This is a genomic window from Rhizobium terricola, from assembly GCF_012927355.1.
Classification (GTDB): domain Bacteria; phylum Pseudomonadota; class Alphaproteobacteria; order Rhizobiales; family Rhizobiaceae; genus Allorhizobium; species Allorhizobium terricola.
This window is the reverse complement of record NZ_JABBGK010000001.1, coordinates 1,698,681-1,720,789: the sequence shown is the minus strand read 5'-3', so window position 1 is coordinate 1,720,789 and position 22,109 is coordinate 1,698,681. Positions and strand designations below refer to the sequence as shown.

Genomic DNA, 22,109 nt, shown 5'->3' with positions numbered 1-22,109 from the left:
GGTTAGGGACCGCCCGTGTCAGGGCGATCTAAGTTCGATGAAGTTTCGGTGACTGTCCAAAAGCCCGGATCAGGGTCAGCCAGTGGCTTGGCGTCATGCCGGGGTTCGTCCGGACATTGTTGCCTGCGTCGCTGAGCCTATTCGTCGTTGTGGCCGCTGCCCGCAGCTGGATCGAACGCATCGCCCCAGTCCGCCCGGCGGGCGGCCTTGAACACCGCGCCGTCGCGACGGCTTACCGTCATCTCCGCAGCACTGCCGTCGGCCTTGCAGAGCTTCAGCCGGCCAACGCCGCCCGACACGCGCGGGGGCGCGAGCACCCGGGCGACCGGAGGTGTGGCGGGCTGGCGCGAGGCGGCGATGAAGAAGTATTTCTCATCCTCCCACGGCACCTCCGCTCCCTTGGAGAGCCTGTGCACGCGCGAGCGGGCGACGCGCCGGGAAAAGTGGCACCAGTCCGGCGCCTCGATGGGACAGTCCCGCGCATGGGGGCAGGGGGCGACGATGTTGGCGCCGGCATCGACCAGGGTCTGGCGCGCGGTGAGAATTCTCCGCCAGCCGGCCGGCGTGCCGGGCTCGACAATGACGATCGTATGGGCGGTCAGCTCCCAGAGCCGCCTCGTCACCGTGGGAATGGCCGTCTCGGCGATCTCGTCGAGCACATAGGCGAGCGTCACGAGGTCTGACGCTTCAAGTGTCGGGATCGTTCCGGTGATGTCGCCGGCGAGCCAGGTGGTGGAAACGGTCGAGGCCTTTGCCAGCGCCTCTCCGACCGACCGGATCGCCGGGCTCGCCTCGATGAGCCGGGCCGTTTCAAGATCCGGCCAGCTGTCCGTCGCTGCCCAGAACACCGTGCCGGGACCGGCGCCGAAATCGAGCAGGCTCTTCGGGGAGAAATCCGGGGCGGCCTCCTCGACCATGCCGAAGGCGGCCCGCACGGCCGCATAGGTCGCCGGCAGGCGGGTGGCGAGATAGGCCTTGGCGGCGAGTTCCCCGTCGAGGTGGAACCTGCCGTCGCGGACCTCGCGGCGATAGCGGTCGGAAAGCTTTTCACTGGCGCGGGCCAGACGCTCGATCGGCTCGTGCGCCAGCATCTGTTCGACGGCGGCCTTGAGCGGGGCGGGGAGTTCCATTGAACAGGCCTTAAGTGCGCGCAGCCCATTCGGGGCGCAGCATTGACATCATGACGAGATCGGCGCGCTGCCCGTCGGGCATGACCGCGGCTTCGCGCAGAACGCCTTCATCCTTGAATCCCGCCTTGCGGTAGACCTTCCAGGCGCGGGCATTGTCCTTCACGACATCGAGCCAGAGCCGATGAACAGGTGTCGTCGAGAAGGTATGGTCGACCACGGCGTCCAGCATCCGGGAACCGTGCCCACGCTCCGGGACCGCGACCGCAATACGTTTGATGCAAATGTTACCGTCGCGATTGTCGAGACCGCTCAGGATCGTGAAGCCGATCGGCGTGCCGGCTTCGTCTTCACCGATGAAGTAGTTGATCGCCGGATCATTCAATTGCTGCACGTGCTGATCGGCATCCAACCTGCCGATGAAATAGTCGTAGCCCGGCAGTCGCTCGACCATCATGATATAGCCGATGTCGCCTGGGGTCGCCCGCCGAAGCGTCACGACGGCCACAGGATCAGAATTCCACTGCTTCGACGCGCCTGTCGACGAAGCGCAGGCCGACGCCGCCGGAAATCAGCTTCAGTGCGACATCGCCGAACAGCTCCCGCCGCCAGCCGTGCATGGCCGGAACGTCGGCCTTCTCACCCTCGGCCGCGATCTTTTCCAGATCCTCGGTGTTGGCGATCACCTTGGAAGCGACGCCGTGTTTTTCCGAGGTCAGGCGCAGCAGCACCTTGAGAAGCTCGACGGCGGCCTGGGCGCCTTCCGGGGCATGGGTGTGGCGGTGCACATGCGGCATGTCGGATTTTGGCAGCGCCAGCGCGGCATTGACATGTTCGAGGATGGCCGCGCCCGATGCCGAACGTTCCCAACCCTTCGGGATCGTGCGGAGCCGGGCGAGCGCGTCGATGTCCTTCGGCTGCTGCTGGGCGATCTCGTAGATTGCATCGTCCTTCAGGACGCGCGAGCGCGGAACGTTGCGATTGCGGGCCTCACGTTCGCGCCAGGCGGCGACATACTGCATGACGGCCAGTTCCTGCGGCTTGCGGAGCCGCATCTTCAGCCGCTGCCAGGCATCGTCCGGATGGAGATCATAGGTCTCGCGCGATTCGAGGATCGCCATTTCCTCGGTCAGCCAGTCCGCCCGTCCTTCGCGTTCGAGCTGCGCCTTCAGCGACAGGTAGACGTCGCGCAGATGCGTGACGTCGGCCAGCGCATAGTCGAGCTGCTTGTCGGAAAGCGGCCTTCGGCTCCAGTCGGTGAAGCGCGAGGTCTTGTCGATGTGGACGTTCTTCACCTTCTGCACGAGTTGGTCGTAGGAGACGCTGTCCCCGAAGCCGCACACCATGGCAGCGACCTGCGTGTCGAAGATCGGATGCGGGATCAGGTTGCCGAGGTGGAAGATGATTTCGATGTCCTGCCGCGCGGCATGGAAGACCTTGATCACCGAGCTGTCCGCCATCAGTGCGAAGAAGGGGGCAAGATCGAGGCCCTTCGCCAGCGGGTCGACGATGACTTCGACATCCGGGCTCGCCATCTGGATCAGGCATAGCTCCGGCCAGAACGTCGTCTCCCGCAGGAATTCCGTATCGATGGTGATGAAATCCGATTTGGCCAGCTGGATGCAGGCTTCTTCTAACGCGGCTGTTGTCTCGATCATCTGGGCTCGGTCATGGAAAATAGTTGATCAACCTTAGTTCTCCTTTCGACCGGCGATGTCAATACGACCGGACGATTGGTCCCCGACCGCAAGCGCGGGCGGGAGTATTTTGGTGATCGTCCGCGCTCAGATACCAGAGGCGGCGGCCCGTGCACCCAGCACCGCTGCAACATTGGCGCGGTGGACTCTCTCGTACGATTCGAAATAGACGATCCGGCCGGACGCGATGTCGTCGGCCACGAAATCGCGGAGAGCGACATCCTCGGTCACACCGGCTTCGGCGAGCGCCTGAAGCCGTTCGAGATAGGTCCGGTTGGCCTCGATCAGGCTCGGTTCGTAGCCGCCTGCCGCGATGCGCTCCATCGCGCCGTGATTCGGCAGGATCCGACGGATCGGCAGGCCGGCCATCCGCCCGAGTTCGACGATGTGGGTCGGGATGTGTTCGGGTTCGGAGATATAGGTCACCGTGTCTTCGAGCGTGTCGCCGGCGAGCAGCACACCCTCGTCCGGCAGCAGGAGCACCGTTCCGTCGGCGCTGTGGATGTCGAATTGCAGCAGCTCCACGACGCGGTCGCCGAGCGGAAGCGTCAATTGTCCTTCGAACAGTCGGTTGGGCATGACGACCGGATTGATCGGCGGGGTCTTGTTGGCGAGCGTCTTCACATTCTCGATCAGCGTCTTCGCCGTCAGTCTGTTTGCAATGATCTCGCAATCGGCGAAGACCGCGTTCCCGGCGATGTGGTCGGTGTGCCAGTGGCTCAGCACCACCTGGATCGAGGTTACACCGAGCCCCTCGAGATGGCTGCGGATCGCCTGGGCATGGTCGAAGGAAATGTGCGTGTCGTAGAGGATCGCCCGCTCGCCGGCCACGAGCGCATAGGAGGCGACGCCGAGCGAATAGGCGCCGTCATCGAGCCAGTTCGGTTCCTCAGAGTGCAGGCGTTTGCCGGCGATCCGCCCGTCATAATAGGCAAAGAGACCCGGATACGGCTCGAGGATCGTCATGGTGGCGGCAAGGCTGGACACGGCGCGCTATTCCTTCGCAGCGGTTTGAGGTGGCCGCGCATGAGGCTTGACGCCGGACCCGCTGTCAATCTCCGAACCGCTCAGGCCACCCGCATATAGCCGGTCATGCCCGTCTTCTGGTGCTCGATGATGTGGCAGTGGAACACCCAGTCACCCGGATTGTCGGCGACCACCGCCAACTGCACCTTTTCGTCCGGCAGGATCAGGTAGGTGTCGGAGACGAGTGGCAGAACCTTGCGCGTCGACGAGGAGATGACGTGGAAATTCATGCCGTGCAGGTGGATCGGATGGGCATGCGGCGTGACGTTTTCGAGGTTCAGGAGATAGGTCCGCCCGAGCTTCATTTCCGCAAGCGGCGCCAGCGGATCGGGGCCGTCGCCGGGATAGGCCACCTTGTTGATCGCCCAGAAGGAATAGCCGAGCGTGCCGCAGATCGACTCGCGGGCGGCTTCCTCGGCCGTGGCGCTGAGCACCAGCGGAACGGGAATGGCGGAGGAAAGGTCGGGCTCCGGCTGGGGATTGGCGGCAAGCGGCTTCGTGTCGCCGAGTTCGCGCTTCAGCGATGTGCCAACGCTGCGCAGGCTGGCGACCGTTTTCGGCGTCGAGGGCCGGATGTCCTCTAGCGCGACGATTGCCCCTTCGCTGTCGGGCATGCGGATCACGAGGTCGATGCGTTGCCCGGGCGACACCACGGCCATGTCGAGCGGCATGGTCACCGGCACCGGCTGTCCGTCGATCGCGATGATCAGCGCTTCGGCGCCGGTAAGCTTCAGATTGTAGATGCGCGTCACGTCGGCGACGAGGATGCGGACGCGTACGAGGCCGCCGGACGGCGCGTCATAAGTCGGCGAAGGCTGCCAGTTGGCGGTACGTACCGTGCCGAAGGTGCCGCTCTTGGCCGCATCGCGGGCCTTGAACTGCTCGATGAACTGGCTGTCGCCGCCGAGCCGCCAGTCGCGCAGGTTGAGCGCGATCTCGGCATCGAAGACGGGGTCGGCGGGATCCTCGACGATCAGCATTCCGGCAAGGCCCCGGCCTATCTGGGTCAGCGTGTTGCAGTGGGGATGATACCAGAAGGTCCCGGCGTCGGGCGGCGTGAAGGCATAGTCGAAGCTGTCGCCCGGATAGACGTAGGGCTGGGTGGTGAACGGCACCCCGTCCATGGCGTTCTCGATCCTGAGGCCGTGCCAGTGGACGGTGGTCGGTTCATCAAGGTGATTGACGAAACGGGCAGCGAAATTCTCGCCGCGCCGTGTACGCAGCACCGGCGGCATGGGGTCGTTGCCCGCTGCGGCGCCCGTATAGGTCATCACGTTGCGGGTCTTGCCGCGGCCGTCGAGGGAGGCCTCGATAATCCTCGCCTCGAGCGGCATCGGTTCCGCAGCGGCGAGGGCGGTGAGGCGCGGCGCAAGCATCATCCCGGCGCCATAAGCGCCCGCGACGGCGGAAGCCTTCAGCAGATTTCGGCGAGTGAGAATGGCCATCGAAGCCCCCGGGGTGGTGAATGATCGGCCCTGTTTAAAGTTGACTTTCGCTTTCAGCAATACGGCTTATGTGGCCAAACTGCCGCAGGGGTCGCTCAGTCCTTCTCCGACGGCGGCGCGGCGAGCTTGTTGAAAAAGGTCGATGTGCGCAACAGGTTGCGGAACCGCATGCTACGCTCGGCTGTCGGCACGCCCTCGCGCACCATCATACGGCTGAGCGTGTAGACCATGAACCCCATGAGCACGACCACCATGTAGATGAACAGCGCGCGCGGGCCGAACATGTCGAGCATGAAGGACGCAAAAAGCGGGCCTATGACGGCGCCGAGCGACCAGAAGAACAGGCTTCCCGCCGAGACGAGAGCATGCTGGCCGGGGGCCGCGTGGTCGTTTGCATGCGCCGAGCAGAGCGAATAGAGCGGCATGGCGAAGGCGCCGAAGAAGAAGATGCCGACGAAGTTGAGGAGCGCGTTCGTCCCCGCGACGAAGGTCAGGAACAGCCCTGCCGCAAACGCCCCGAAGGTGGCGATCAGGATGATCAGTCGGCGGTCCAGCTTGTCGGAATAGTGCCCGAGCGGATATTGCAGCACCACGCCGGCGAAGATGCCCACGCTCATGAAGGTGGCGATTGAGGTCACCGACATGCCGATGCCGTCGGCATAGATCGGCCCGAGCGAACGGAAGCTGGAATTGGTGAGGCCGACGACGATGCAGCCGACGGTGGCGAGCGGTGAAACCTTCCACAGCACCCGGACGTCGAAGCGGACATGCTCCGGCGGTTCTGGACTGGAGCGGTCGGCAAAGGAGATCGGTACCAGCGACAGGGTGAGCGCCATGGATATGATGGTAAACAGCTCGAACCCGCCGATGCCGACGGCCGGGATCATGTATTGCGCCAGCGTGACGGCGCCAAGGTCGACAAAGCGATAGAGCGACAGCGTGCGCGCACGCGTCGCATTGGTCACCCGCGCGTTCAGCCAGCTCTCGACGACGGCGAACAGGCCGGCGAAACACAGGCCCTGGACCAGTCGCATGGCGAACCAGCTGGACGGGTGGATGAACAGCACCATGCAGATCGAGGCTGCCGATGCGATCGCCGCGAGCGCCGAGAACGTCCGGATATGGCCGACCGCGCGGATGACGCGGGTGATGTAGATGCAGCCGATGGCAAAGCCGATATTGTAGCCGGTGCCGATCACGCCGATCATCGACGTGGAAAAGCCTTCCTGAAGCGCCCTGAGCGAGATGAAGGTCCCCTGCAGGCCGTTGCCGCCGATAAGGATTCCGGCGGTGATGAGAAGGGGGATGAGCGGACGGATCGTCGACATTTACGGATCTTCTGTACTGTCCGGCGCCCGAATCGTTCGGGGCTGCTTTCGATCCGAATTCTTAGAGGAGCTTTTCAGCCAAGGACAGCACCGATCGCGGTGCAAGTCATTTCGATTTCGACGAATGCCGGTAGACGTAAAGCCCAGCGGCGTCGCCCCTTGCTCTGACGCAAGAGGCGATATCCGCTCGGATGATCAGCCGAGCATGGAAATGCCGTGGCGCGCGCAGGCGCGTTGCACTTCCTCTATCTCAGCGGCGCTTGGGGGCCCCTGTTCCGGTGCCTCGGTCCGGCCGAGGTCCTTGAAGAACTGCTTCATGCTGGTGTCGACGACGACGAGCATTTCCGCCGGGCCGTCCCCGCTGTTCATGTAGTTGTGCGCCTCGCCCGAACCGATCGTGACGACGGTACCGGGGCCGGCGACGATCTGCCGAGGCGGCATCGTGTCGAACAGGCCGAAGGTGATCTCGCCGTCGAGGACGCGGAATATTTCTGCGGATTCATGCATGTGCGGAGGCGTCCCGGAGCCGGGCGGCACCATGACTTCGAGAACGGAAAGGTCTCGGCCATCGACATCGCCCATGAAGCGGACCTTGTCACGGACGACCCAGAGCGTCTCGGCATTTTCGGAGGTTACAAAGCTGGCTGACATTTCAAGACTCCACGAGGTTAGGATTTGGCTCTGGTGATGACTGCATCGACAAGCGTTTCGATGGCCCAGGACGCGGCCTCTCCGGCCGTTTCACCGTCCATTTCTGCGTAATCCTTCAGTGTTTCCCAGGCGCCCGCGCTGTAAAGCAGGTGCGCGAGTGCCTCGATCTTCTCCGCTTCCTTGGCCGGGACCTGCGCCAGCTTCTCTGCAAGGCAGGAACGGAAGGCCTCGCGGCGGGCAGGGACGGCACGCAGGCGCATGGCCTGCCCGGCCGGCGTATGCAGGCTGGCTCGCATGAGCCCGGCATTGCGGTCGAAAGCGGGAAAGGCGGTTCTTGGGCCTGAGACCAGTTCATCGAAGGACGAGGGGCGAGGCTGTGCCGCCAACTGCTCGTTGACGAAATCCCAGAGCGCGTCGAGCAGGGCCTCCTTGTTGGAGAAGTGGCGGAACACGGTGCGACGCTCGACGCCCGCGGCCGCAGCGATCTCGTCCACCGAGAAGTCGCCGAATGGATTATGGCTGAGAAGTTCCGTCGCCGCCGACAGTATCTTCTCCCGGGTTTCGTGCGCTTGCGCCTCGCGGAGCGGGCTGCGGTATTTGCGTGTCGATGACAAGGTCGCGTCCTGTCGAGTTGTTCGGTGATTTGATGTCACTGGTCGTAACATCAAATAATTCGGGATGTCAATTGATGTCATTATTGGTGGCGTGAATTTTCTTCGCCTGCCATGCGGCAGGGTATTCGGACGTGCCGGATGCGTCGGGCTCGCCGCGTGGCGGTGCATGGACTGCGCTGCGAATGCGCGCGCCATTCCGGCATGACCGGTCTGCCGATACCTTTTGCCCGGCGATGTTCGGGGTGCTGCCGGCTCCAGCCTTGACAAACCGGGTGTGTCATGCGTTTGTCCGCGCGATTTAAAGTCCGAGAATCCGTGCCCTTGCCGGATCACTCCCCGAAGAAAATGCAGGATAAAACCATGCACCGTTACCGCAGCCACACCTGTGCCGCTCTCCGCAAGTCCGACGTCGGATCCACCGTCCGGCTCTCCGGCTGGGTCCATCGCGTTCGCGACCACGGCGGCGTCCTCTTCATCGACCTGCGCGACCATTACGGCGTCACCCAGGTTGTCGCCGATCCGGACAGCCCGGCCTTCAAGCTGGCCGAAACCGTCCGCGGCGAATGGGTCATCCGCATCGACGGCCTCGTCAAGGCCCGTACCGAAGACACCGTCAACAAGAACATGCCGACCGGCGAGATCGAACTCTACGCCCAGGAAATCGAAGTCCTGTCGGCCGCCAAGGAACTGCCGCTGCCGGTCTTCGGCGAGCCGGACTACCCGGAAGACGTTCGCCTCAAGTACCGCTTCCTCGACCTGCGCCGCGACACGCTGCACAAGAACATCGTCAAGCGCACGCAGATCATCTCCGACATGCGCCGCCGCATGGGCGATGCCGGCTTTGCCGAATACACCACCCCGATCCTGACGGCTTCGTCGCCGGAAGGTGCGCGCGACTTCCTCGTGCCGAGCCGTATCCACGAAGGCAAGTTCTTCGCGCTGCCCCAGGCGCCGCAGCAGTACAAGCAGCTGCTGATGGTCGCCGGCTTCGACCGCTATTTCCAGATCGCTCCGTGCTTCCGTGACGAAGACCCGCGCGCCGACCGCCTGCCGGGCGAGTTCTACCAGCTCGACCTCGAGATGAGCTTCGTGACCCAGGAAGACATCTGGGAAACCGTCGAACCGGTCATGACCCAGGTGTTCGAGCAGTTCGCCGAAGGCAAGCCGGTCACCAAGCAGTGGCCGCGTATTCCTTACGACGTCGCGATCCGCAAGTATGGCTCCGACAAGCCGGACCTGCGCAACCCGATCGAGATGCAGTCCGTGACCGAGCATTTCGCCGGTTCCGGCTTCAAGGTCTTCGCCAACATGATCGCGTCCAACCCGAAGGTTGAAGTCTGGGCGATCCCGGCCAAGACCGGCGGTTCGCGCGCCTTCTGCGACCGCATGAACGCCTGGGCGCAGTCGACCGGCCAGCCGGGCCTCGGCTACATCTTCTGGCGCCAGGAAGGTGCCGTCCTCGAAGGCGCCGGCCCGCTCGCCAAGAACATCGGCGAGGAGCGCACCGAGGCGATCCGCACCCAGCTTGGCCTCGACGAAGGCGATGCCTGCTTCTTCGTCGCCGGCGAGCCGTCCAAGTTCTACAAGTTTGCCGGTGAAGCCCGCACCCGCGCCGGCGAGGAACTGAACCTCGTCGACCGTGACCGCTTCGAACTGTGCTGGATCGTCGACTTCCCGTTCTACGAATGGAGCGAGGAAGAAAAGAAGATCGACTTCGCCCACAACCCCTTCTCCATGCCGCAGGGTGGTCTGGAAGCGCTGGAAAGCCAGGATCCGCTGTCGCTCAAGGCCTATCAGTATGACGCCGTCTGCAACGGCTTCGAGATCGCCTCGGGTTCGATCCGTAACCAGTCGCCGGAACTGATGGTCAAGGCCTTCGAGAAGGTGGGCCTGAGCCAGGCCGACGTGGAAGAGCGCTTCGGCGGTCTCTACCGCGCCTTCCAGTATGGCGCGCCTCCGCACGGCGGCTGCGCCTTCGGTATCGACCGCGTGGTCATGCTGCTCGTCGGCGCCAAGAACCTGCGCGAGATCTCGCTGTTCCCGATGAACCAGCAGGCCCAGGACTTGCTGATGAACGCCCCGTCGCCGGCAACGCCGACGCAGCTGCGCGAACTGGCGCTGCGCGTCGTGCCGCAGCCGAAGAAGGACTGATCGTCTCTCGACGGACCGGACAAAGGAAAAGCCCCGGAAGCGACAGCTTTCCGGGGCTTTTTTCATGCGTCGAAGGAATTCCGGCGGTCGTCCCGCCACTCGCTGGAGCGGCGGGGCCGATGTGCCGGATTATTCCTCGTTGGCGGTGACCTTGACGCCGAGCAGCGACGGAACGGTCTCCGGAGCGCCCATCGCAGCACCCATGATCATCGGGAAGGGGACTTCCTTTTCCGGTTCTGCGGCGACGATCAGGTTGCCGGGCTTGTCGATGAAGGTGTTGACCGCGGTCGAGACTTCGTTCTGCAGCGCGCCGAGTTTTGCCTGGGCGAGCAGGATCGGAACCATGCCCTTGACCATTTCGGCCATCTGCTCGCCGGACGTGCCCTGCTGCTTGCCGGCGAAGTCGAGGCCGCGCTTGGTGATGCCGGCGTCGTCGAAGCGGATATGGGCGCTGGTGAACGACATCTGCTGCATCAGGCCGAACATCGCGATGCCGGCGGCCTGCTGGGCCTGTTCGTTCTTGGGATCGGCCTGCATCGTGCGGGCGGTTTCCTGCAGCTGCTTGACGAGGTCCATCGTGTAGCCGGAGAGCGCGAAGGAGAGCGACAGGCTGCCGACATTGGCGAAGTCGAAGGTGTAATCCTCGACCTCGAGGGCGCCGGAAGCCGGTTCCCAGCTGCCGGAAAGCGTGATTTCGCCGTCGAGCTGCTGCAGGCCGAGCGCTTCGATGGTTTCCTTGCTCTTCGGATCATCCGTGACCGTGAGGTCTGCCTTGATGCCGGAGATGGACGCCTCGAAGGAGAGCGAGGATTCGTCGTCCGCCAGCTCCATCGTGGCGCTCGCCTCGGAGACAGAGAAGATCGGCTTGCCGTCCGCAATCACGCTGAGCGGGCCGCTATGGGCCTCCTCATAGAGCATCATCGAGGCAAGGCCCTGGGCGGCCGTGCTGCCCGGCACGGTGACGCCGGCAAGGTAGAGGTCCTTCACCGAGAAGCTGCCCTTGTCCTCGGTTACGTTGATTTCGGGAAACTCGATGCGGTCGACGTGATAGGCGCCGCCATCCTCTTCCGTCACGTCCTGAAGGGTCAGGTCACCGAGCTTGATCGACTTTTCGTCCGGTCCGGTCGCCGTGAAGGTGGTTCCCTTGAGAAGGACGTCGTTGCCGTTGACCTCTACTGCCTCGGCTTTCAGCACGCCGCTGCCGGCTGCATAGGCGGCATTGATCTTGGCGAGCAGGTCCTGACCGTCGAGCGCCCAGGCCGGGCCGGACAGCGCTACGAAGGCGGCTCCGGCCATCAGGAGCCTGGTGGTGCGGGATGTGGTCATCAAACGGTCCTTTCGTGAATTGGTTGAATGCTTGGATCAGCCACGCGAGAGATGTCCTTTATATGGTCACCGGTAAAAACTTCCACCGCTTTCATCGCTACCGAACTGCGAGGAGGGTGACCCCGTGACGCATGTCACAGCTCCGGTAATCCACAAGCAGAATGCCGGGTTTCCTTGCCGTTCGCGGCCTTCTCGTCTAGTCAGGAGCTATGGGGAAAACGATCATTCCGCCCGGCGAGGGCGGCGACAACATTGTGCCTGTAGACCTGAAGGCGGCGCTCGAGGAGCGCTACCTCGCCTATGCTCTGTCCACGATCATGCACCGGGCGCTGCCCGACGTGCGCGACGGACTGAAGCCGGTGCATCGCCGCATCATCCACGCCATGAGCGAAATGGGCATCCGGCCCAATTCGGCCTTCAAGAAGTGCGCCCGTATCGTCGGTGACGTCATCGGTAAGTTCCACCCGCATGGCGACCAGTCGGTTTATGATGCGCTGGTTCGCCTCGCCCAGGATTTCTCGCAGCGCTATCCGATCGTCGACGGCCAGGGCAATTTCGGCAATATCGACGGCGACAGCGCGGCTGCCTATCGTTACACCGAAGCGCGCATGACCGATGTCGCGGCGCTGCTGCTCGAAGGCATCGAGCAGGATGCCGTCGATTTCCGCCCGACATACAACGAGGAAGACGACGAACCGGTGGTCATGCCGGGCGCCTTCCCGAATCTGCTGGCCAACGGTTCGTCCGGAATCGCCGTCGGCATGGCGACCTCGATCCCGCCGCACAACGCCCATGAGCTTTGCGACGCGGCCCTCTATCTGATTAAGAACCCCGGGGCGCCCGTAGAGGAACTCTTGGCCGACCCGGCTAATCCGCAGCGCGGGGGCATCGAGGGCCCGGATTTCCCGACCGGCGGCATCATCGTCGAGAGCCGCGCGTCGATGCTCGAGACCTACCGCACCGGCCGCGGCGGTTTTCGCGTGCGGGCGAAATGGGAGACCGAGGATCTCGGCCGCGGTGGCTACCAGATCGTCGTCACCCAGATCCCCTACCAGGTCCAGAAGTCGCGCCTCATCGAGAAGATCGCCGAGCTGCTGATCGCTCGCAAGCTGCCGCTGCTTGAGGATGTCCGCGACGAGTCCGCCGAGGACGTGCGCGTCGTACTGGTGCCGAAGAGCCGCACCGTCGATCCGACCATTTTGATGGAATCGCTGTTCAAGCTGACCGAGCTCGAGAGCCGCATTCCGCTCAATATGAACGTGCTGTCGCAAGGCAAGGTGCCGAAGGTGATGGCACTGAACGAAGTGCTGACGGAGTGGCTGGAACACCGCAAGGATGTCCTGGTCCGCCGCTCGCGCTTCCGGCTCGCCGCGATCGACCGCCGTCTCGAAATCCTCGGCGGCCTGCTGATCGCCTATCTCAACCTCGACGAGGTGATCCGCATCATCCGCGAGGAGGACGAGCCGAAACCGGTGATGATCGCCCGCTGGGACCTCACCGACGTCCAGGCCGAAGCCATCCTCAACATGCGGCTGCGCAACCTGCGCAAGCTCGAAGAGTTCGAGATCCGCAAGGAGCACGAGGAGCTTTCCGCCGAGAAGGCCGAGATCGAGTCGCTGCTCGCTTCCGATGAGAAGCAGTGGCAGACGGTTTCCTGGGAGATCGGCGAGGTCAAGAAGAAGTATGCCAAGGCGACCGAGCTCGGCCGCCGCCGCACGCAGTTCGCCAATGCGCCGGAAGCCGATATCGAGGCGATCCAGCAGGCGATGATCGAGAAGGAACCGATCACCGTCGTCATCTCGGAAAAGGGCTGGATCCGCGCACTAAAGGGCCACATTTCCGACACCGCCGGTCTGACCTTCAAGGAGGGCGATGCCCTGCGCGTCGCTTTCCCGGCCCAGACGACGGACAAGATCCTGCTGGTGACGACGGGTGGCAAGGTCTACACGCTCGGCGGCGACAAGCTGCCTGGCGGCCGCGGCCACGGCGAACCGCTGCGCATCATGGTCGACATGGAGAACGATCAGGATGTCCTGACCGCCTTCGTCCACGACCCGGCCCGCAAGCTGCTGATCGCCTCGACGGCCGGCAACGGCTTCGTCGTTGCCGAAAGCGAGATCGTCGCCAATACCCGCAAGGGCAAGCAGGTCATGAATGTCGGCATGCCCGACGAGACGAAGCTGGTCGTCCCGGTCTCTGGTGACCATGTCGCCGTCGTCGGCGAGAACCGCAAGCTGCTGGTCTTCCCGCTCGCCCAGGTGCCGGAGATGAGCCGCGGCAAGGGTGTACGCCTGCAGCGCTACAAGGACGGCGGCATTTCCGACATCAAGTGCTTCGCCATTGCCGAGGGACTGAACTGGGAAGACAGCGCCGGCCGGGTCTTCACCAAGACCAAGGACGAACTCATCGAATGGCAGGGCGATCGGGCGACTGCCGGTCGCGCCGTGCCCAAGGGTTTCCCGCGCAGCGGCAAGTTCTCCGGCTAGATTAATCGATAGATAGGCTTCAGAACGCCGGCCGCAGGTCGGCGTTCTGCGTTTCAGCCCGACTTCCAGATAGCCCACAGCCCCATGAGAGTTGCCGCATTGCCGAGAATGAAATGCGAGATGATCGGCCCGGCAAGGCTGCGGTACTTGAGGAAGAGCCAGCCCCAGACGATGCCGGTCACCAGCGCCACGACCGCGAGCGAGGCGCTGTAGTGCAGATGCAGCGTCGAGAAAACCAGGGATGAAATGGCGATCGCCGCGATCGGCCGGGACCGCCCGGGCATCAGGCTGGCGATCGAGGTCAGGAAGACGCCGCGGCAGATCCACTCCTGCAGGGCAGACACCAGAATGTAGGTATAGGTGTCGAGCGTCATCAGTCGAAAATCGAAAAGCGGCGTGCCTTCGAGCACCGGATAGAGCTCCGTGCGAAAATAGGCCATGGCCGCCAGCGCCGGGATACTGATCGCGATGCCGGCCGCGAACGAGGGCAGCAGGTTGGTCGTTCGAATGCCCATGTCGTGCCGGTCGAGGCCGCAACGCTTGGTGAGCCCCCAGAGGATGAAAGCGCCCCAGAGTTCCATGACGCGCGCCGTCCAGAAGACCATCGCCTCCTGGTGGGCGGCGCGGAGACCGCCGAGGATGAGCCCGTTGACCAGCGCATAGCAGTTCACCATCAAGACGATGGTGACGAACATGAAGGCCAGCGCATGGTAACGCCGGTCGGCATCTTCCAGGGCGGAAAACTGCTGCTTCAGCTTGGCGTGGCTCGCCGACAGCTGCGCGTAGATCTTGCGGAAGAACAGCGTCTCGAGCTCCGGCCGGTCGTCGAGAAACTGCGCGTAGTCCATCCGGTCGATGACCCAGCCGCGGACGGGGCCGATGGCACGGGCAGACGCACCGCGCGGTTCGTCGCCGATCAGGTCGAGCTCGCCGACCAGCGATCCCGGGCCGGCGATCGAGATCGTCTCGTCGGTTTCGATGTCATAGAGTTCGACCTCACCTTCGGCGACCAGGAGCGCGAAGTCACCGAATTCGCCCTGGGTGAAGACGGTATCATTGGCCCGATAGGTGATCGGGTCGACGTGCCGGCGGAATTCGGCGAGATAGTCCGGGCACAGCCGGAGCGTCGTATGCTTGAGCAGCATCTCCGAAAAGTCGTTGACCTCAACGACGGTTTCCGAACGCAGATAGGTCATGAAGGCTGGGTCCCGGCGCTGGTCGATGCGAATGGTCGCGTGACAATAGCCGGGAAGGCGATCTTGGCGAGGCGCCCCAAGCGTCCAAGTTTGGGCCGATCGTCACCCTTGCGGGCGCGAGCGCATGCCGGCGAGGGAATGAAAGAACAGGGCGAGAAGAATGATCGCGCCGCCGATCAATGTCGCGCTGCCCGGCATTTCCGTGAAGATGAGCCAGATCCACACCGGAGCGAGGATCGTCTCCAGGAGGTAGAACATGCCCACCTCGGCCGCCGGCAGGTAGCGCGGCGCGGTTGCGAGCAGCCAGAAGGCAAGCGGCATCATCACCGCGCCGTCGAGGATCGCCCAGACCGGCGCCTCCATGGCAAGCAGGCCCTCGTTCCAGCCGAACAGCAGACTGAAAGCCCCCGGGATCGCGGCGGCGAGCAGCGGCACGAAACCCATCGGCTGCCGCGACGCGCGTCCGACGGTGAGTGCTGCGGCGATCAGCGCTGCCGCCACCGCCGCGAGCAGGTCGCCGAACAGGTGCCCGGCGGAAATGCCGCTTCCGACGATGAGGCCAACGCCGAGCAGCATGACGCCCATGGTGATCAGCGTCGAGCGGCTCGGCTTTTCGTTGAGGAAGAGCCAGGAAAGGATCGCCGCGATCATCGGCGAAAACGCCACGATGAACACCACGTTGGCCGATGTCGTGTGATAGACGGCCGCGACGAAGGCCATCGTGCTCAGGCCGTAGAACAGCCCGCCAAGCAGCGAGGCGCGCGTCAGGCGGAAGGCCTGCCATTGGCCTGTCATGAACCGGATCACTGTGATCGCGACCAACGCGACGAGCACGATTGCCACGCTTCTCAGTCCGAGAACCGGCCAGAGGCCGCCATCGGCCAGTCGGACCAGAGGAATGTCGAAGGAGAGGAAGAGACCGCCTGCCGCGGCAATCAGAAGACCGGTCCGACGACCGGCACGAGTATCAGGATTCATCGTTTGCTTGCCCGGTGACGTCCGCACCGGGCTCGTAGCGTTCCCATCCTTGGTTGGTCAAGTGCTCCTGGGGCAGGAAGCGCGTCTTGTAGTCCATCTTGTGCGAGCCGCGCACCCAGTAGCCGAGATAGACATGGGGCAGGCCGAGCGACCTTGCGCGGTTGACGTGGTCGAGCACCATCATCGTCCCGAGCGAGCGCTTCGACAGTGCCGGGTTGAAGAAGGAATAGACCATCGACAGGCCGTCGCTCATCTGGTCGGAAAGCGCGACGGCGATCAGTTCGCCCTTCGGCTGAAGGCTGAGGCCGTCACCGGGACTGCGCAGGCGATATTCGATGATGCGGGTCTGCACATGCGTATCCTCGACCATGATCGCATAGTCGAGCGCCGACATGTCCGACATGCCGCCGCTCTGATGGCGGTGGTCGAGATAGCCGCGGAACAGCGAGAACTGTTCGGTCGAAGGCTGCGCCGGGAAGACGGTCGACACGACGTCGCTGTTAATTGCCTGGATGCGCTTGAAGGAACGGCCTGGAACAAACTCGTCGACGATGATCCGAACGGAAATGCACGCCCGGCACGCCTCGCAGGCGGGACGGTAGGCGATGTTCTGCGACCGTCGGAAGCCGCCCTGGGTCAGGAGGTCGTTCATTTCCGTGGCGCGCGGCCCCACGAGGTGGGTGAAGACCTTCCGTTCCATTTCTCCCGGCAGGTAGGGGCACGGCGCGGGCGCCGTCAGATAGAATTGCGGGGAAGGTGACGTCTGGGTGTTCATTGCGCTCCGGTCGTTAGCCTGCCGCCACGAATATAATGAATAGCATGGCGCAAGATTGGAAAACGTCAACTCTTAGCGAAATGCGATCGATCTCTGGCCCCGGAATTTGCCGAAAACCGGGCGCCAGAGCGCCCGGTCTGCATTTCGACAATTTTTAAGCGGTGCGAACCGTCGCGGTTCCGAGCAGCAGATCGTGAACGAGTCGCGAGCGCTCGATGAAAAGGCCGGCGAGCAGGATCAGCGGCGTCAGGATCGAATTGAGGATCCAGAACAGCGCGAGATGAGCGATGGCGGTCACAAAATCGATGCGTCGACCATCGAGCCGGACCATCGCGATCCCCATCGCCCGCATGCCGGGCGTCGCCTGCGACGGGCCGGAGAGCGACAGGCCGAAATAGAGGCCGGCGACGATGAAGAACAGGATGGGATAAAGCAGGAACCCCAACCCGAGCGTCAGGACACCGATGAAGAAGACGAGCACGGCCGCCGGTACCCAAAGTGCTGCGACGATCAGATAGTCGATAAGGAACGCGAAGACGCGCCGAGACAGCACGCCGCTATAGGCGCGCCAGTCTTCAGGGGCCGCGTAGATCGGGTTCGGGTCGAGGGTCATGGTTTGCTCCCGCAAATGTTTCGAAACATGGATATGGGAAGCACCCGGCGAAAAACAATCCGCCGGGATGAGCCTCAGCCCTGCCTGGAGAGATATTTCGCCACGTCCATCGCGAAATAGGTGAGGATGCCGTCGCAGCCGGCGCGCTTGAAGCACAGCAGGGTCTCCAGCATCGCGCGCTCGCCGTCGATCCAGCCATTGGCGGCGGCAGCCTTGATCTGCGCATACTCGCCGGACACCTGATAGGCGAAGACCGGCAGGCCGAAGGCCTCTTTCATTCTCCAGCAGATGTCGAGATAGGGCAGGCCCGGCTTGACCATCAGCATGTCGGCGCCTTCTTCGACGTCGAGGGCGGCGTCCCGGATCGCCTCGGTGCCGTTGGCGGGATCGATGTAGTAGCTCTTCTTGTCGCCCTTCAGCAGTCCGCCGGTCGAGATCGCTTCGCGATAGGGGCCGTAGTAGCAGGAGGCGAACTTGGTCGCGTAGGACATGATGCCGACCGACTGGTGGCCGGCGGCGTCGAGCCCGCGGCGGATCGCACCGATCCGGCCGTCCATCATGTCGGACGGCGCAATGATGTCCGAACCCGCATCGGCCTGGAGGACCGCTGCCCGCACGATCTGGTCGACGGTCTCGTCGTTGGCGATTTCGCTGCCGCGCAGGATGCCGTCATGGCCGTGGCTGGTGAAGGGGTCGAGCGCGACGTCGGTGATGATGCCGATGTTCGGCACGGCCTTCTTGATGGCGGCCGTCGTGCGGTTGATCAGGTTGTTGGCTTCGAGGATCTGAGATCCCGTCTCGTCACGCAGGTTCATTTCGACATTGGGGAAGGTGGCGAGCGCCGGAATGCCGAGATCGGCCGCGGCCTTGGCCGCTTCGACGGCCTTGTCGACCGTCATGCGGTTGACGCCAGGCATCGCGGCGATCGGCTCGACGATGTTCTCGCCAGGGATGACGAAGATCGGCCAGATGAGGTCGTCGACGGTCAGCCGGTTCTCCTGCACCATGCGGCGCGTCCAGTCGGCCTTGCGGTTGCGGCGCATCCGGCGGTGACCGGTGATGTCGTCGACCAGATGTGTCTTGTCCTGCATGGCGAATTCCTCGTTTGCGTCTTTTGAGTTTTGGCTGGATAGCACTTAAGCCAGCCTTTGCCAAAGCGGAAGCGCGCGCTTCGTCGCGGCTGCGGCTGGCGAAAGGGGGCTGCTTGCGCTTATCCTCCGCGCATGGAACCTGATTCTCAAAGCGCACCGAAACGCAGCCTGACGGAAACGCTGTTCGTGATCTTCCTGCGGATGGTGGCGGTGGCGTGCCTCTGGTTCGCACTCCAATACTGGGGCATGCTGGTCGGCTACTCGGCGAGCGGTTCCGGCCGTTTCGATCTGATCGCGCTGCCATGGAAGGTCGTCGGCACGAGCCTTGCGGTTCTCTTTCCGATCGCGGCCCTCGGCCTTTGGCTCTGTGTATCCTGGGGGCCGGTCATCTGGGCGCTCGGGGCAGGGACCCAGGTGCTCATGTACGGGCTCTGGTCCCCCACTTTCGGCCATAACTCTCTTGCCGTCACGATGCATGCGGTGGTGGCTGCGGTCTACATCGTCTTCCGGTTCGCCCTGTGGCTCGAAATGCGCCACAAGGGGGAAGAGATAAGGGTTGATTTACCCTGATGGGATCTGGCCGCTTGGTAAGCTCCTGTTAAGGCTGCGTTTTAAATAGAATTTTATATGCATTGGATATGGTCCTCACCAAGGCGGGAGAAAACAACAGCCGCCACCCAAAACAGTGAGGCAGACCGACATGAACACGAAACTGAAGCCGCAGCCGGCATCGATCGATCCCCAGGAAGAAGCGATCCGCAACCTCTACCTGGAATCCCTGCACCTCGTTGAACGTCTCCACCGCCGTCTTCTGGACGTCATCAAGGACGAGTTCGACCGCCAGGGTCGCAGCGACGTCAACGCCATCCAGGCACTCCTGCTTTTCAACATCGGCAATTCCGAGCTGACCGCCGGTGAACTGCGCTCGCGCGGTTACTATCTCGGCTCGAACGTGTCTTACAACGTCAAGAAGCTCGTCGACCTCGGCTTCATCAACCACCAGCGCTCGCGCATCGACCGTCGTTCGGTCCGCATCAGCCTGACGGAAGCCGGTCAGGACGTCGCCGAGACCGTCGCCAAGCTCTACGAGCGTCACATCGGCTCGATCCAGAAGGTCGGCGGCATCGGTTCGGACGAGTTCACCCAGATGAACAAGCTCCTGCAGCGTCTCGACCGCTTCTGGAACGACACCATCAGCTACAAGCTCTAATCCACGAGAGCTGAAGCGCCGCTGCACTTCCTCCAGTCATGCAGCGGCCGCGCGGAGCCTTCATCGCCCCTCGGCGCTTGGACCTCTGACCAATTCGGACCGGGACGCGTCAGCGCGTCGTGCGGTCCATTGGCGTTGAAGCGCCGGATAGTGATCAAAGATTTCCTGGAAGATCTGGTCCCGGGCCTTGCTCAGGCGCCGTCCGTTCAGGCGCACGCTCAGCGACCGCAGCGGGATCATGTTCTTCTCGCCAATGCCGTCGATAACGACGAATTCCGGACGCCCCGAACGCACCTCGCTGTAGAGGAACTGCCGCATATGCATGTCGGAAAGCACGACATGCATCGCGATGCAGGCCTCGAAGAACCGCTCGAGCGCCTCCAGGTGCTTGAGCTCGACTGCTCCTGTCTGGAACAGCTTTTCGAGGGTGGGGGCCAATTCCCCGTCCGCATTGATGATCTTCTCGGTCACGAGAGCCAGACCGGCCGTGGTTGGCTGGAGGCCACAAGGCACTGCCAAGGGCGGGGCGCCACAGACGTCTTCGTTCCAGCGGCGGCTCAGAATGAGATATTGCGTGAGTTCGCGCCTGAAGCCGCGATAGACGCCGAGCGGGTTCTTGCGTTTGATGAAGCTCTCGCCCTTGAGGCGGCCTTCGCCATGGGTTCGCTCGGGATCGACGATCTTCAACACTACATCCGGCATGTCCGGATGCGTATAGACACGTTTTAGTGATCCGGCGGTTTCGAACTGGCACTCGTTAATGTCGAGTCTGCGCCCGAATCTGTGTCGAAAATCTTTGGAAGCCATAGTATTTCTGTGTCGTGAATGAAAATAACGACATGATGTATGACAGAGATGTGACAACACAGGCAAGAGGCCGAGCCACGAATTGGCCATATTGATATGGGACCGGCCATGCATGCAAAAAGCTGCATGCATGCTGTGGTCGAGGGTGCTAGCTCACCACGGCGCGGGCGGAAATCGTCCATTTGTTAACCATACCGCCGTAAGGAAGGTATGTGTCGTTCAATTTGGAAAACGGTAGGAAAAATGTCGAAAAAGTCTGGAAACGTTGCCTTGTCCCGTCGAGCCCTGCTGCGGGGCGTCGGAGCAGCCGGTGTCGCTGCCGTAGCCGGTCAGGCAGTCGCCCAGACGGCGATCGATGAAGTGATCACCGCTCCGCGGCGCGGCAACTGGGACGACCAGTTCGACGCGCAGGCTTCGCGGACGACCGTCGCAGTCGTGTCCAACACGCCGATGCTGAGCCCTACCAATCTCTTCAACATCCAGCAGGCGATCGCCGACTATCAGGCGATTGTCGCGAATGGTGGCTGGCCGCAGGTCAATCCTACGGTGAAGCTCAAGCTCGGGGCCGTCGATCCGTCGGTTCAGCAGCTGCGCCAGCGCCTGATGATCACCGGCGATCTCGATCGCTCGGCCGGCATGTCGAATGCTTTCGACACCTATGTCGATGGTGCAGTCAAGCGTTTCCAGGCACGTCATGGCTTGCCCGAAGACGGTGTGCTCGGAGAATTCACCATCAAGGCGCTCAACGTGTCGGCCGATACCCGTCTGATGCAGCTGAACGTGAACATGCAGCGTTTCCAGGAGATGATGGGCAAGCAGCTGGAGAACCGCTACATCGTGGTCAATATCCCTGCCGCCTATGTCGAAGCCGTCGAGGGCGACCGCGTGGCGCTGCGCAACACTGCGATCGTCGGCCGGATCAGCCGTCCGTCCCCGACGCTCGATTCCAAGGTCAGCGACGTCATCTTGAACCCTTACTGGACCTCGCCGCGCTCGATCGTCGAAAAGGACATCGTCCCGATGATGCGGAAGGATCCGACTTATCTGACCCGCAACAGCATCCGCCTGATTGACGGCAATGGCCAGGAAGTGGCTCCGGAGACCATCGACTGGTTCGCACCCAAGGCACCGAACCTGATGTTCCGCCAGGATCCGGGCAAGATCAACGCGATGTCCTCGACGAAGATCAACTTCCCGAGCCCGGACGGCGTCTACATGCACGACACCCCGACGCAGGGTCTGTTCAACAAGCTGATGCGCTTCGAGTCTTCCGGTTGCGTCCGTGTCCAGAACGTCCGCGATCTGGTCGTCTGGCTGCTGAAGAACACCCCCGGCTGGAGCCGTCAGGAAATCGAGCGCGTCATCGCGACCCGCGTCAATACGCCGATTCCGCTGACCGACGAGATTGGCGTCCACTGGGTTTACATCTCTGCATGGTCCGCCAAGGACAAGGTCGTGCAGTTCCGTGACGACATTTACGAACTGGACGGCAATGCACAGCTGGCGCTTCAGACGAACATCGGTGTCGAACAGGTCGGTGGTTCTGTCGACGACGACATCTTGCCGCAATAACCTCACGCGATTGCGA

20 protein-coding genes are annotated in these 22,109 nt (G+C 63.0%); 5 read left to right on the top strand and 15 right to left on the bottom strand.

The features are described from left to right. Positions 1–137: 137 nt before the first annotated feature. The 8 genes from HHL25_RS08265 to HHL25_RS08230 all read right to left on the bottom strand — a co-directional run bounded on the left by HHL25_RS08265 (position 138) and on the right by HHL25_RS08230 (position 7,888). Positions 138–1,130, bottom strand: a complete 993-nt coding sequence (locus HHL25_RS08265; protein WP_169588962.1) for a small ribosomal subunit Rsm22 family protein — start codon at positions 1,128–1,130, stop codon at positions 138–140. 10 nt (positions 1,131–1,140) lie between these two features. Further along, positions 1,141–1,635: a GNAT family N-acetyltransferase gene (locus tag HHL25_RS08260; protein WP_169588960.1), complete on the bottom strand. Its 495-nt coding sequence runs from the start codon at positions 1,633–1,635 to the stop codon at positions 1,141–1,143. A gap of 4 nt (positions 1,636–1,639) precedes the next feature. Beyond that, on the bottom strand, positions 1,640–2,785 hold the full coding sequence (gene rnd / locus HHL25_RS08255) for a ribonuclease D (RefSeq protein WP_169588958.1): 1,146 nt from the start codon (positions 2,783–2,785) through the stop codon (positions 1,640–1,642). 126 nt (positions 2,786–2,911) lie between these two features. After that, positions 2,912–3,811: an MBL fold metallo-hydrolase gene (locus HHL25_RS08250; protein WP_315853039.1), complete on the bottom strand. Its 900-nt coding sequence runs from the start codon at positions 3,809–3,811 to the stop codon at positions 2,912–2,914. A gap of 80 nt (positions 3,812–3,891) precedes the next feature. Beyond that, positions 3,892–5,295: a multicopper oxidase family protein gene (locus HHL25_RS08245; RefSeq protein WP_169588956.1), complete on the bottom strand. Its 1,404-nt coding sequence runs from the start codon at positions 5,293–5,295 to the stop codon at positions 3,892–3,894. Between the two features lie 95 nt (positions 5,296–5,390). Further along, the gene (locus HHL25_RS08240; protein ID WP_169588954.1) at positions 5,391–6,623 is read right to left on the bottom strand and encodes an MFS transporter; all 1,233 of its coding nucleotides are present in this window, start codon (positions 6,621–6,623) and stop codon (positions 5,391–5,393) included. 195 nt (positions 6,624–6,818) lie between these two features. Next, positions 6,819–7,274 (bottom strand): cupin domain-containing protein, encoded by a 456-nt coding sequence (locus tag HHL25_RS08235; RefSeq protein ID WP_169588951.1) that lies wholly within the window; start codon positions 7,272–7,274, stop codon positions 6,819–6,821. Positions 7,275–7,291: 17 nt separating this feature from the next. Beyond that, positions 7,292–7,888: a TetR/AcrR family transcriptional regulator gene (locus HHL25_RS08230; protein ID WP_246701710.1), complete on the bottom strand. Its 597-nt coding sequence runs from the start codon at positions 7,886–7,888 to the stop codon at positions 7,292–7,294. A gap of 360 nt (positions 7,889–8,248) precedes the next feature. Between HHL25_RS08230 and aspS the strand changes: the two genes are divergently transcribed. Continuing rightward, entirely contained in the window at positions 8,249–10,039 is a 1,791-nt protein-coding gene (gene aspS, locus HHL25_RS08225; RefSeq protein WP_169588949.1) for an aspartate--tRNA ligase, read from the top strand. Between the two features lie 129 nt (positions 10,040–10,168). Here the strand turns inward: aspS and HHL25_RS08220 are convergent, their stop codons facing one another. Next, a complete protein-coding gene (locus tag HHL25_RS08220; protein ID WP_169588947.1) occupies positions 10,169–11,365 on the bottom strand; it encodes a hypothetical protein in 1,197 nt (398 codons plus the stop codon). Positions 11,366–11,574: 209 nt separating this feature from the next. On the opposite strand from HHL25_RS08220, the gene parC reads away from it, so the two are divergent. Then, positions 11,575–13,851, top strand: a complete 2,277-nt coding sequence (gene parC / locus HHL25_RS08215) for a DNA topoisomerase IV subunit A (protein ID WP_169588945.1) — start codon at positions 11,575–11,577, stop codon at positions 13,849–13,851. Positions 13,852–13,904: 53 nt separating this feature from the next. Here parC and HHL25_RS08210 read toward each other — a convergent pair whose 3' ends face one another. The 5 genes from HHL25_RS08210 to hemB form a co-directional block, all read right to left on the bottom strand. Continuing rightward, complete coding sequence (locus HHL25_RS08210) at positions 13,905–15,047, bottom strand: cyclic nucleotide-binding domain-containing protein (RefSeq protein WP_169588943.1); 1,143 nt, start codon at positions 15,045–15,047, stop codon at positions 13,905–13,907. Positions 15,048–15,149: 102 nt separating this feature from the next. Then, on the bottom strand, positions 15,150–16,025 hold the full coding sequence (locus tag HHL25_RS08205; RefSeq protein ID WP_169588941.1) for a DMT family transporter: 876 nt from the start codon (positions 16,023–16,025) through the stop codon (positions 15,150–15,152). Next, the gene (locus HHL25_RS08200) at positions 16,015–16,800 is read right to left on the bottom strand and encodes an arginyltransferase (RefSeq protein WP_169588938.1); all 786 of its coding nucleotides are present in this window, start codon (positions 16,798–16,800) and stop codon (positions 16,015–16,017) included. Before HHL25_RS08200 ends, HHL25_RS08205 begins: the two co-directional genes overlap by 11 nt. 154 nt (positions 16,801–16,954) lie before the next feature. Beyond that, on the bottom strand, positions 16,955–17,413 hold the full coding sequence (locus HHL25_RS08195) for an RDD family protein (protein ID WP_169588936.1): 459 nt from the start codon (positions 17,411–17,413) through the stop codon (positions 16,955–16,957). Between the two features lie 74 nt (positions 17,414–17,487). Further along, positions 17,488–18,504 (bottom strand): porphobilinogen synthase, encoded by a 1,017-nt coding sequence (gene hemB, locus HHL25_RS08190; protein ID WP_169588934.1) that lies wholly within the window; start codon positions 18,502–18,504, stop codon positions 17,488–17,490. 132 nt (positions 18,505–18,636) lie between these two features. On the opposite strand from hemB, the gene HHL25_RS08185 reads away from it, so the two are divergent. Next, a complete protein-coding gene (locus HHL25_RS08185) occupies positions 18,637–19,074 on the top strand; it encodes a DUF6163 family protein (protein ID WP_169588931.1) in 438 nt (145 codons plus the stop codon). Between the two features lie 130 nt (positions 19,075–19,204). After that, on the top strand, positions 19,205–19,714 hold the full coding sequence (gene ldtR / locus HHL25_RS08180) for a transcriptional regulator LdtR (RefSeq protein ID WP_169588929.1): 510 nt from the start codon (positions 19,205–19,207) through the stop codon (positions 19,712–19,714). A 60-nt stretch (positions 19,715–19,774) separates the two neighbouring features. Here ldtR and HHL25_RS08175 read toward each other — a convergent pair whose 3' ends face one another. Then, the gene (locus tag HHL25_RS08175) at positions 19,775–20,521 is read right to left on the bottom strand and encodes a PhoP regulatory network YrbL family protein (protein WP_261345114.1); all 747 of its coding nucleotides are present in this window, start codon (positions 20,519–20,521) and stop codon (positions 19,775–19,777) included. A gap of 243 nt (positions 20,522–20,764) precedes the next feature. Here HHL25_RS08175 and HHL25_RS08170 point away from each other — a divergent pair, with 243 nt between their 5' ends. Beyond that, positions 20,765–22,093 (top strand): L,D-transpeptidase family protein, encoded by a 1,329-nt coding sequence (locus tag HHL25_RS08170; RefSeq protein WP_169588925.1) that lies wholly within the window; start codon positions 20,765–20,767, stop codon positions 22,091–22,093. The last annotated feature ends 16 nt before the right edge of the window (positions 22,094–22,109 follow it).

Excerpts from the sequence above, each read along its gene's own strand:
- HHL25_RS08265 (WP_169588962.1), bottom strand. The coding sequence starts at position 1,130 with ATGGAACTCCCCGCCCCGCTCAAGGCCGCCGTCGAACAGATGCTGGCG.
- rnd (WP_169588958.1), bottom strand. The coding sequence starts at position 2,785 with ATGATCGAGACAACAGCCGCGTTAGAAGAAGCCTGCATCCAGCTGGCC.
- HHL25_RS08245 (WP_169588956.1), bottom strand. The coding sequence starts at position 5,295 with ATGGCCATTCTCACTCGCCGAAATCTGCTGAAGGCTTCCGCCGTCGCG.
- HHL25_RS08240 (WP_169588954.1), bottom strand. The coding sequence starts at position 6,623 with ATGTCGACGATCCGTCCGCTCATCCCCCTTCTCATCACCGCCGGAATC.
- HHL25_RS08235 (WP_169588951.1), bottom strand. The coding sequence starts at position 7,274 with ATGTCAGCCAGCTTTGTAACCTCCGAAAATGCCGAGACGCTCTGGGTC.
- aspS (WP_169588949.1), top strand. The coding sequence starts at position 8,249 with ATGCACCGTTACCGCAGCCACACCTGTGCCGCTCTCCGCAAGTCCGAC.
- HHL25_RS08220 (WP_169588947.1), bottom strand. The coding sequence starts at position 11,365 with ATGACCACATCCCGCACCACCAGGCTCCTGATGGCCGGAGCCGCCTTC.
- parC (WP_169588945.1), top strand. The coding sequence starts at position 11,575 with ATGGGGAAAACGATCATTCCGCCCGGCGAGGGCGGCGACAACATTGTG.
- HHL25_RS08210 (WP_169588943.1), bottom strand. The coding sequence starts at position 15,047 with ATGACCTATCTGCGTTCGGAAACCGTCGTTGAGGTCAACGACTTTTCG.
- HHL25_RS08205 (WP_169588941.1), bottom strand. The coding sequence starts at position 16,025 with ATGAATCCTGATACTCGTGCCGGTCGTCGGACCGGTCTTCTGATTGCC.
- HHL25_RS08200 (WP_169588938.1), bottom strand. The coding sequence starts at position 16,800 with ATGAACACCCAGACGTCACCTTCCCCGCAATTCTATCTGACGGCGCCC.
- HHL25_RS08195 (WP_169588936.1), bottom strand. The coding sequence starts at position 17,413 with ATGACCCTCGACCCGAACCCGATCTACGCGGCCCCTGAAGACTGGCGC.
- hemB (WP_169588934.1), bottom strand. The coding sequence starts at position 18,504 with ATGCAGGACAAGACACATCTGGTCGACGACATCACCGGTCACCGCCGG.
- HHL25_RS08185 (WP_169588931.1), top strand. The coding sequence starts at position 18,637 with ATGGAACCTGATTCTCAAAGCGCACCGAAACGCAGCCTGACGGAAACG.
- ldtR (WP_169588929.1), top strand. The coding sequence starts at position 19,205 with ATGAACACGAAACTGAAGCCGCAGCCGGCATCGATCGATCCCCAGGAA.
- HHL25_RS08175 (WP_261345114.1), bottom strand. The coding sequence starts at position 20,521 with ATGGCTTCCAAAGATTTTCGACACAGATTCGGGCGCAGACTCGACATT.
- HHL25_RS08170 (WP_169588925.1), top strand. The coding sequence starts at position 20,765 with ATGTCGAAAAAGTCTGGAAACGTTGCCTTGTCCCGTCGAGCCCTGCTG.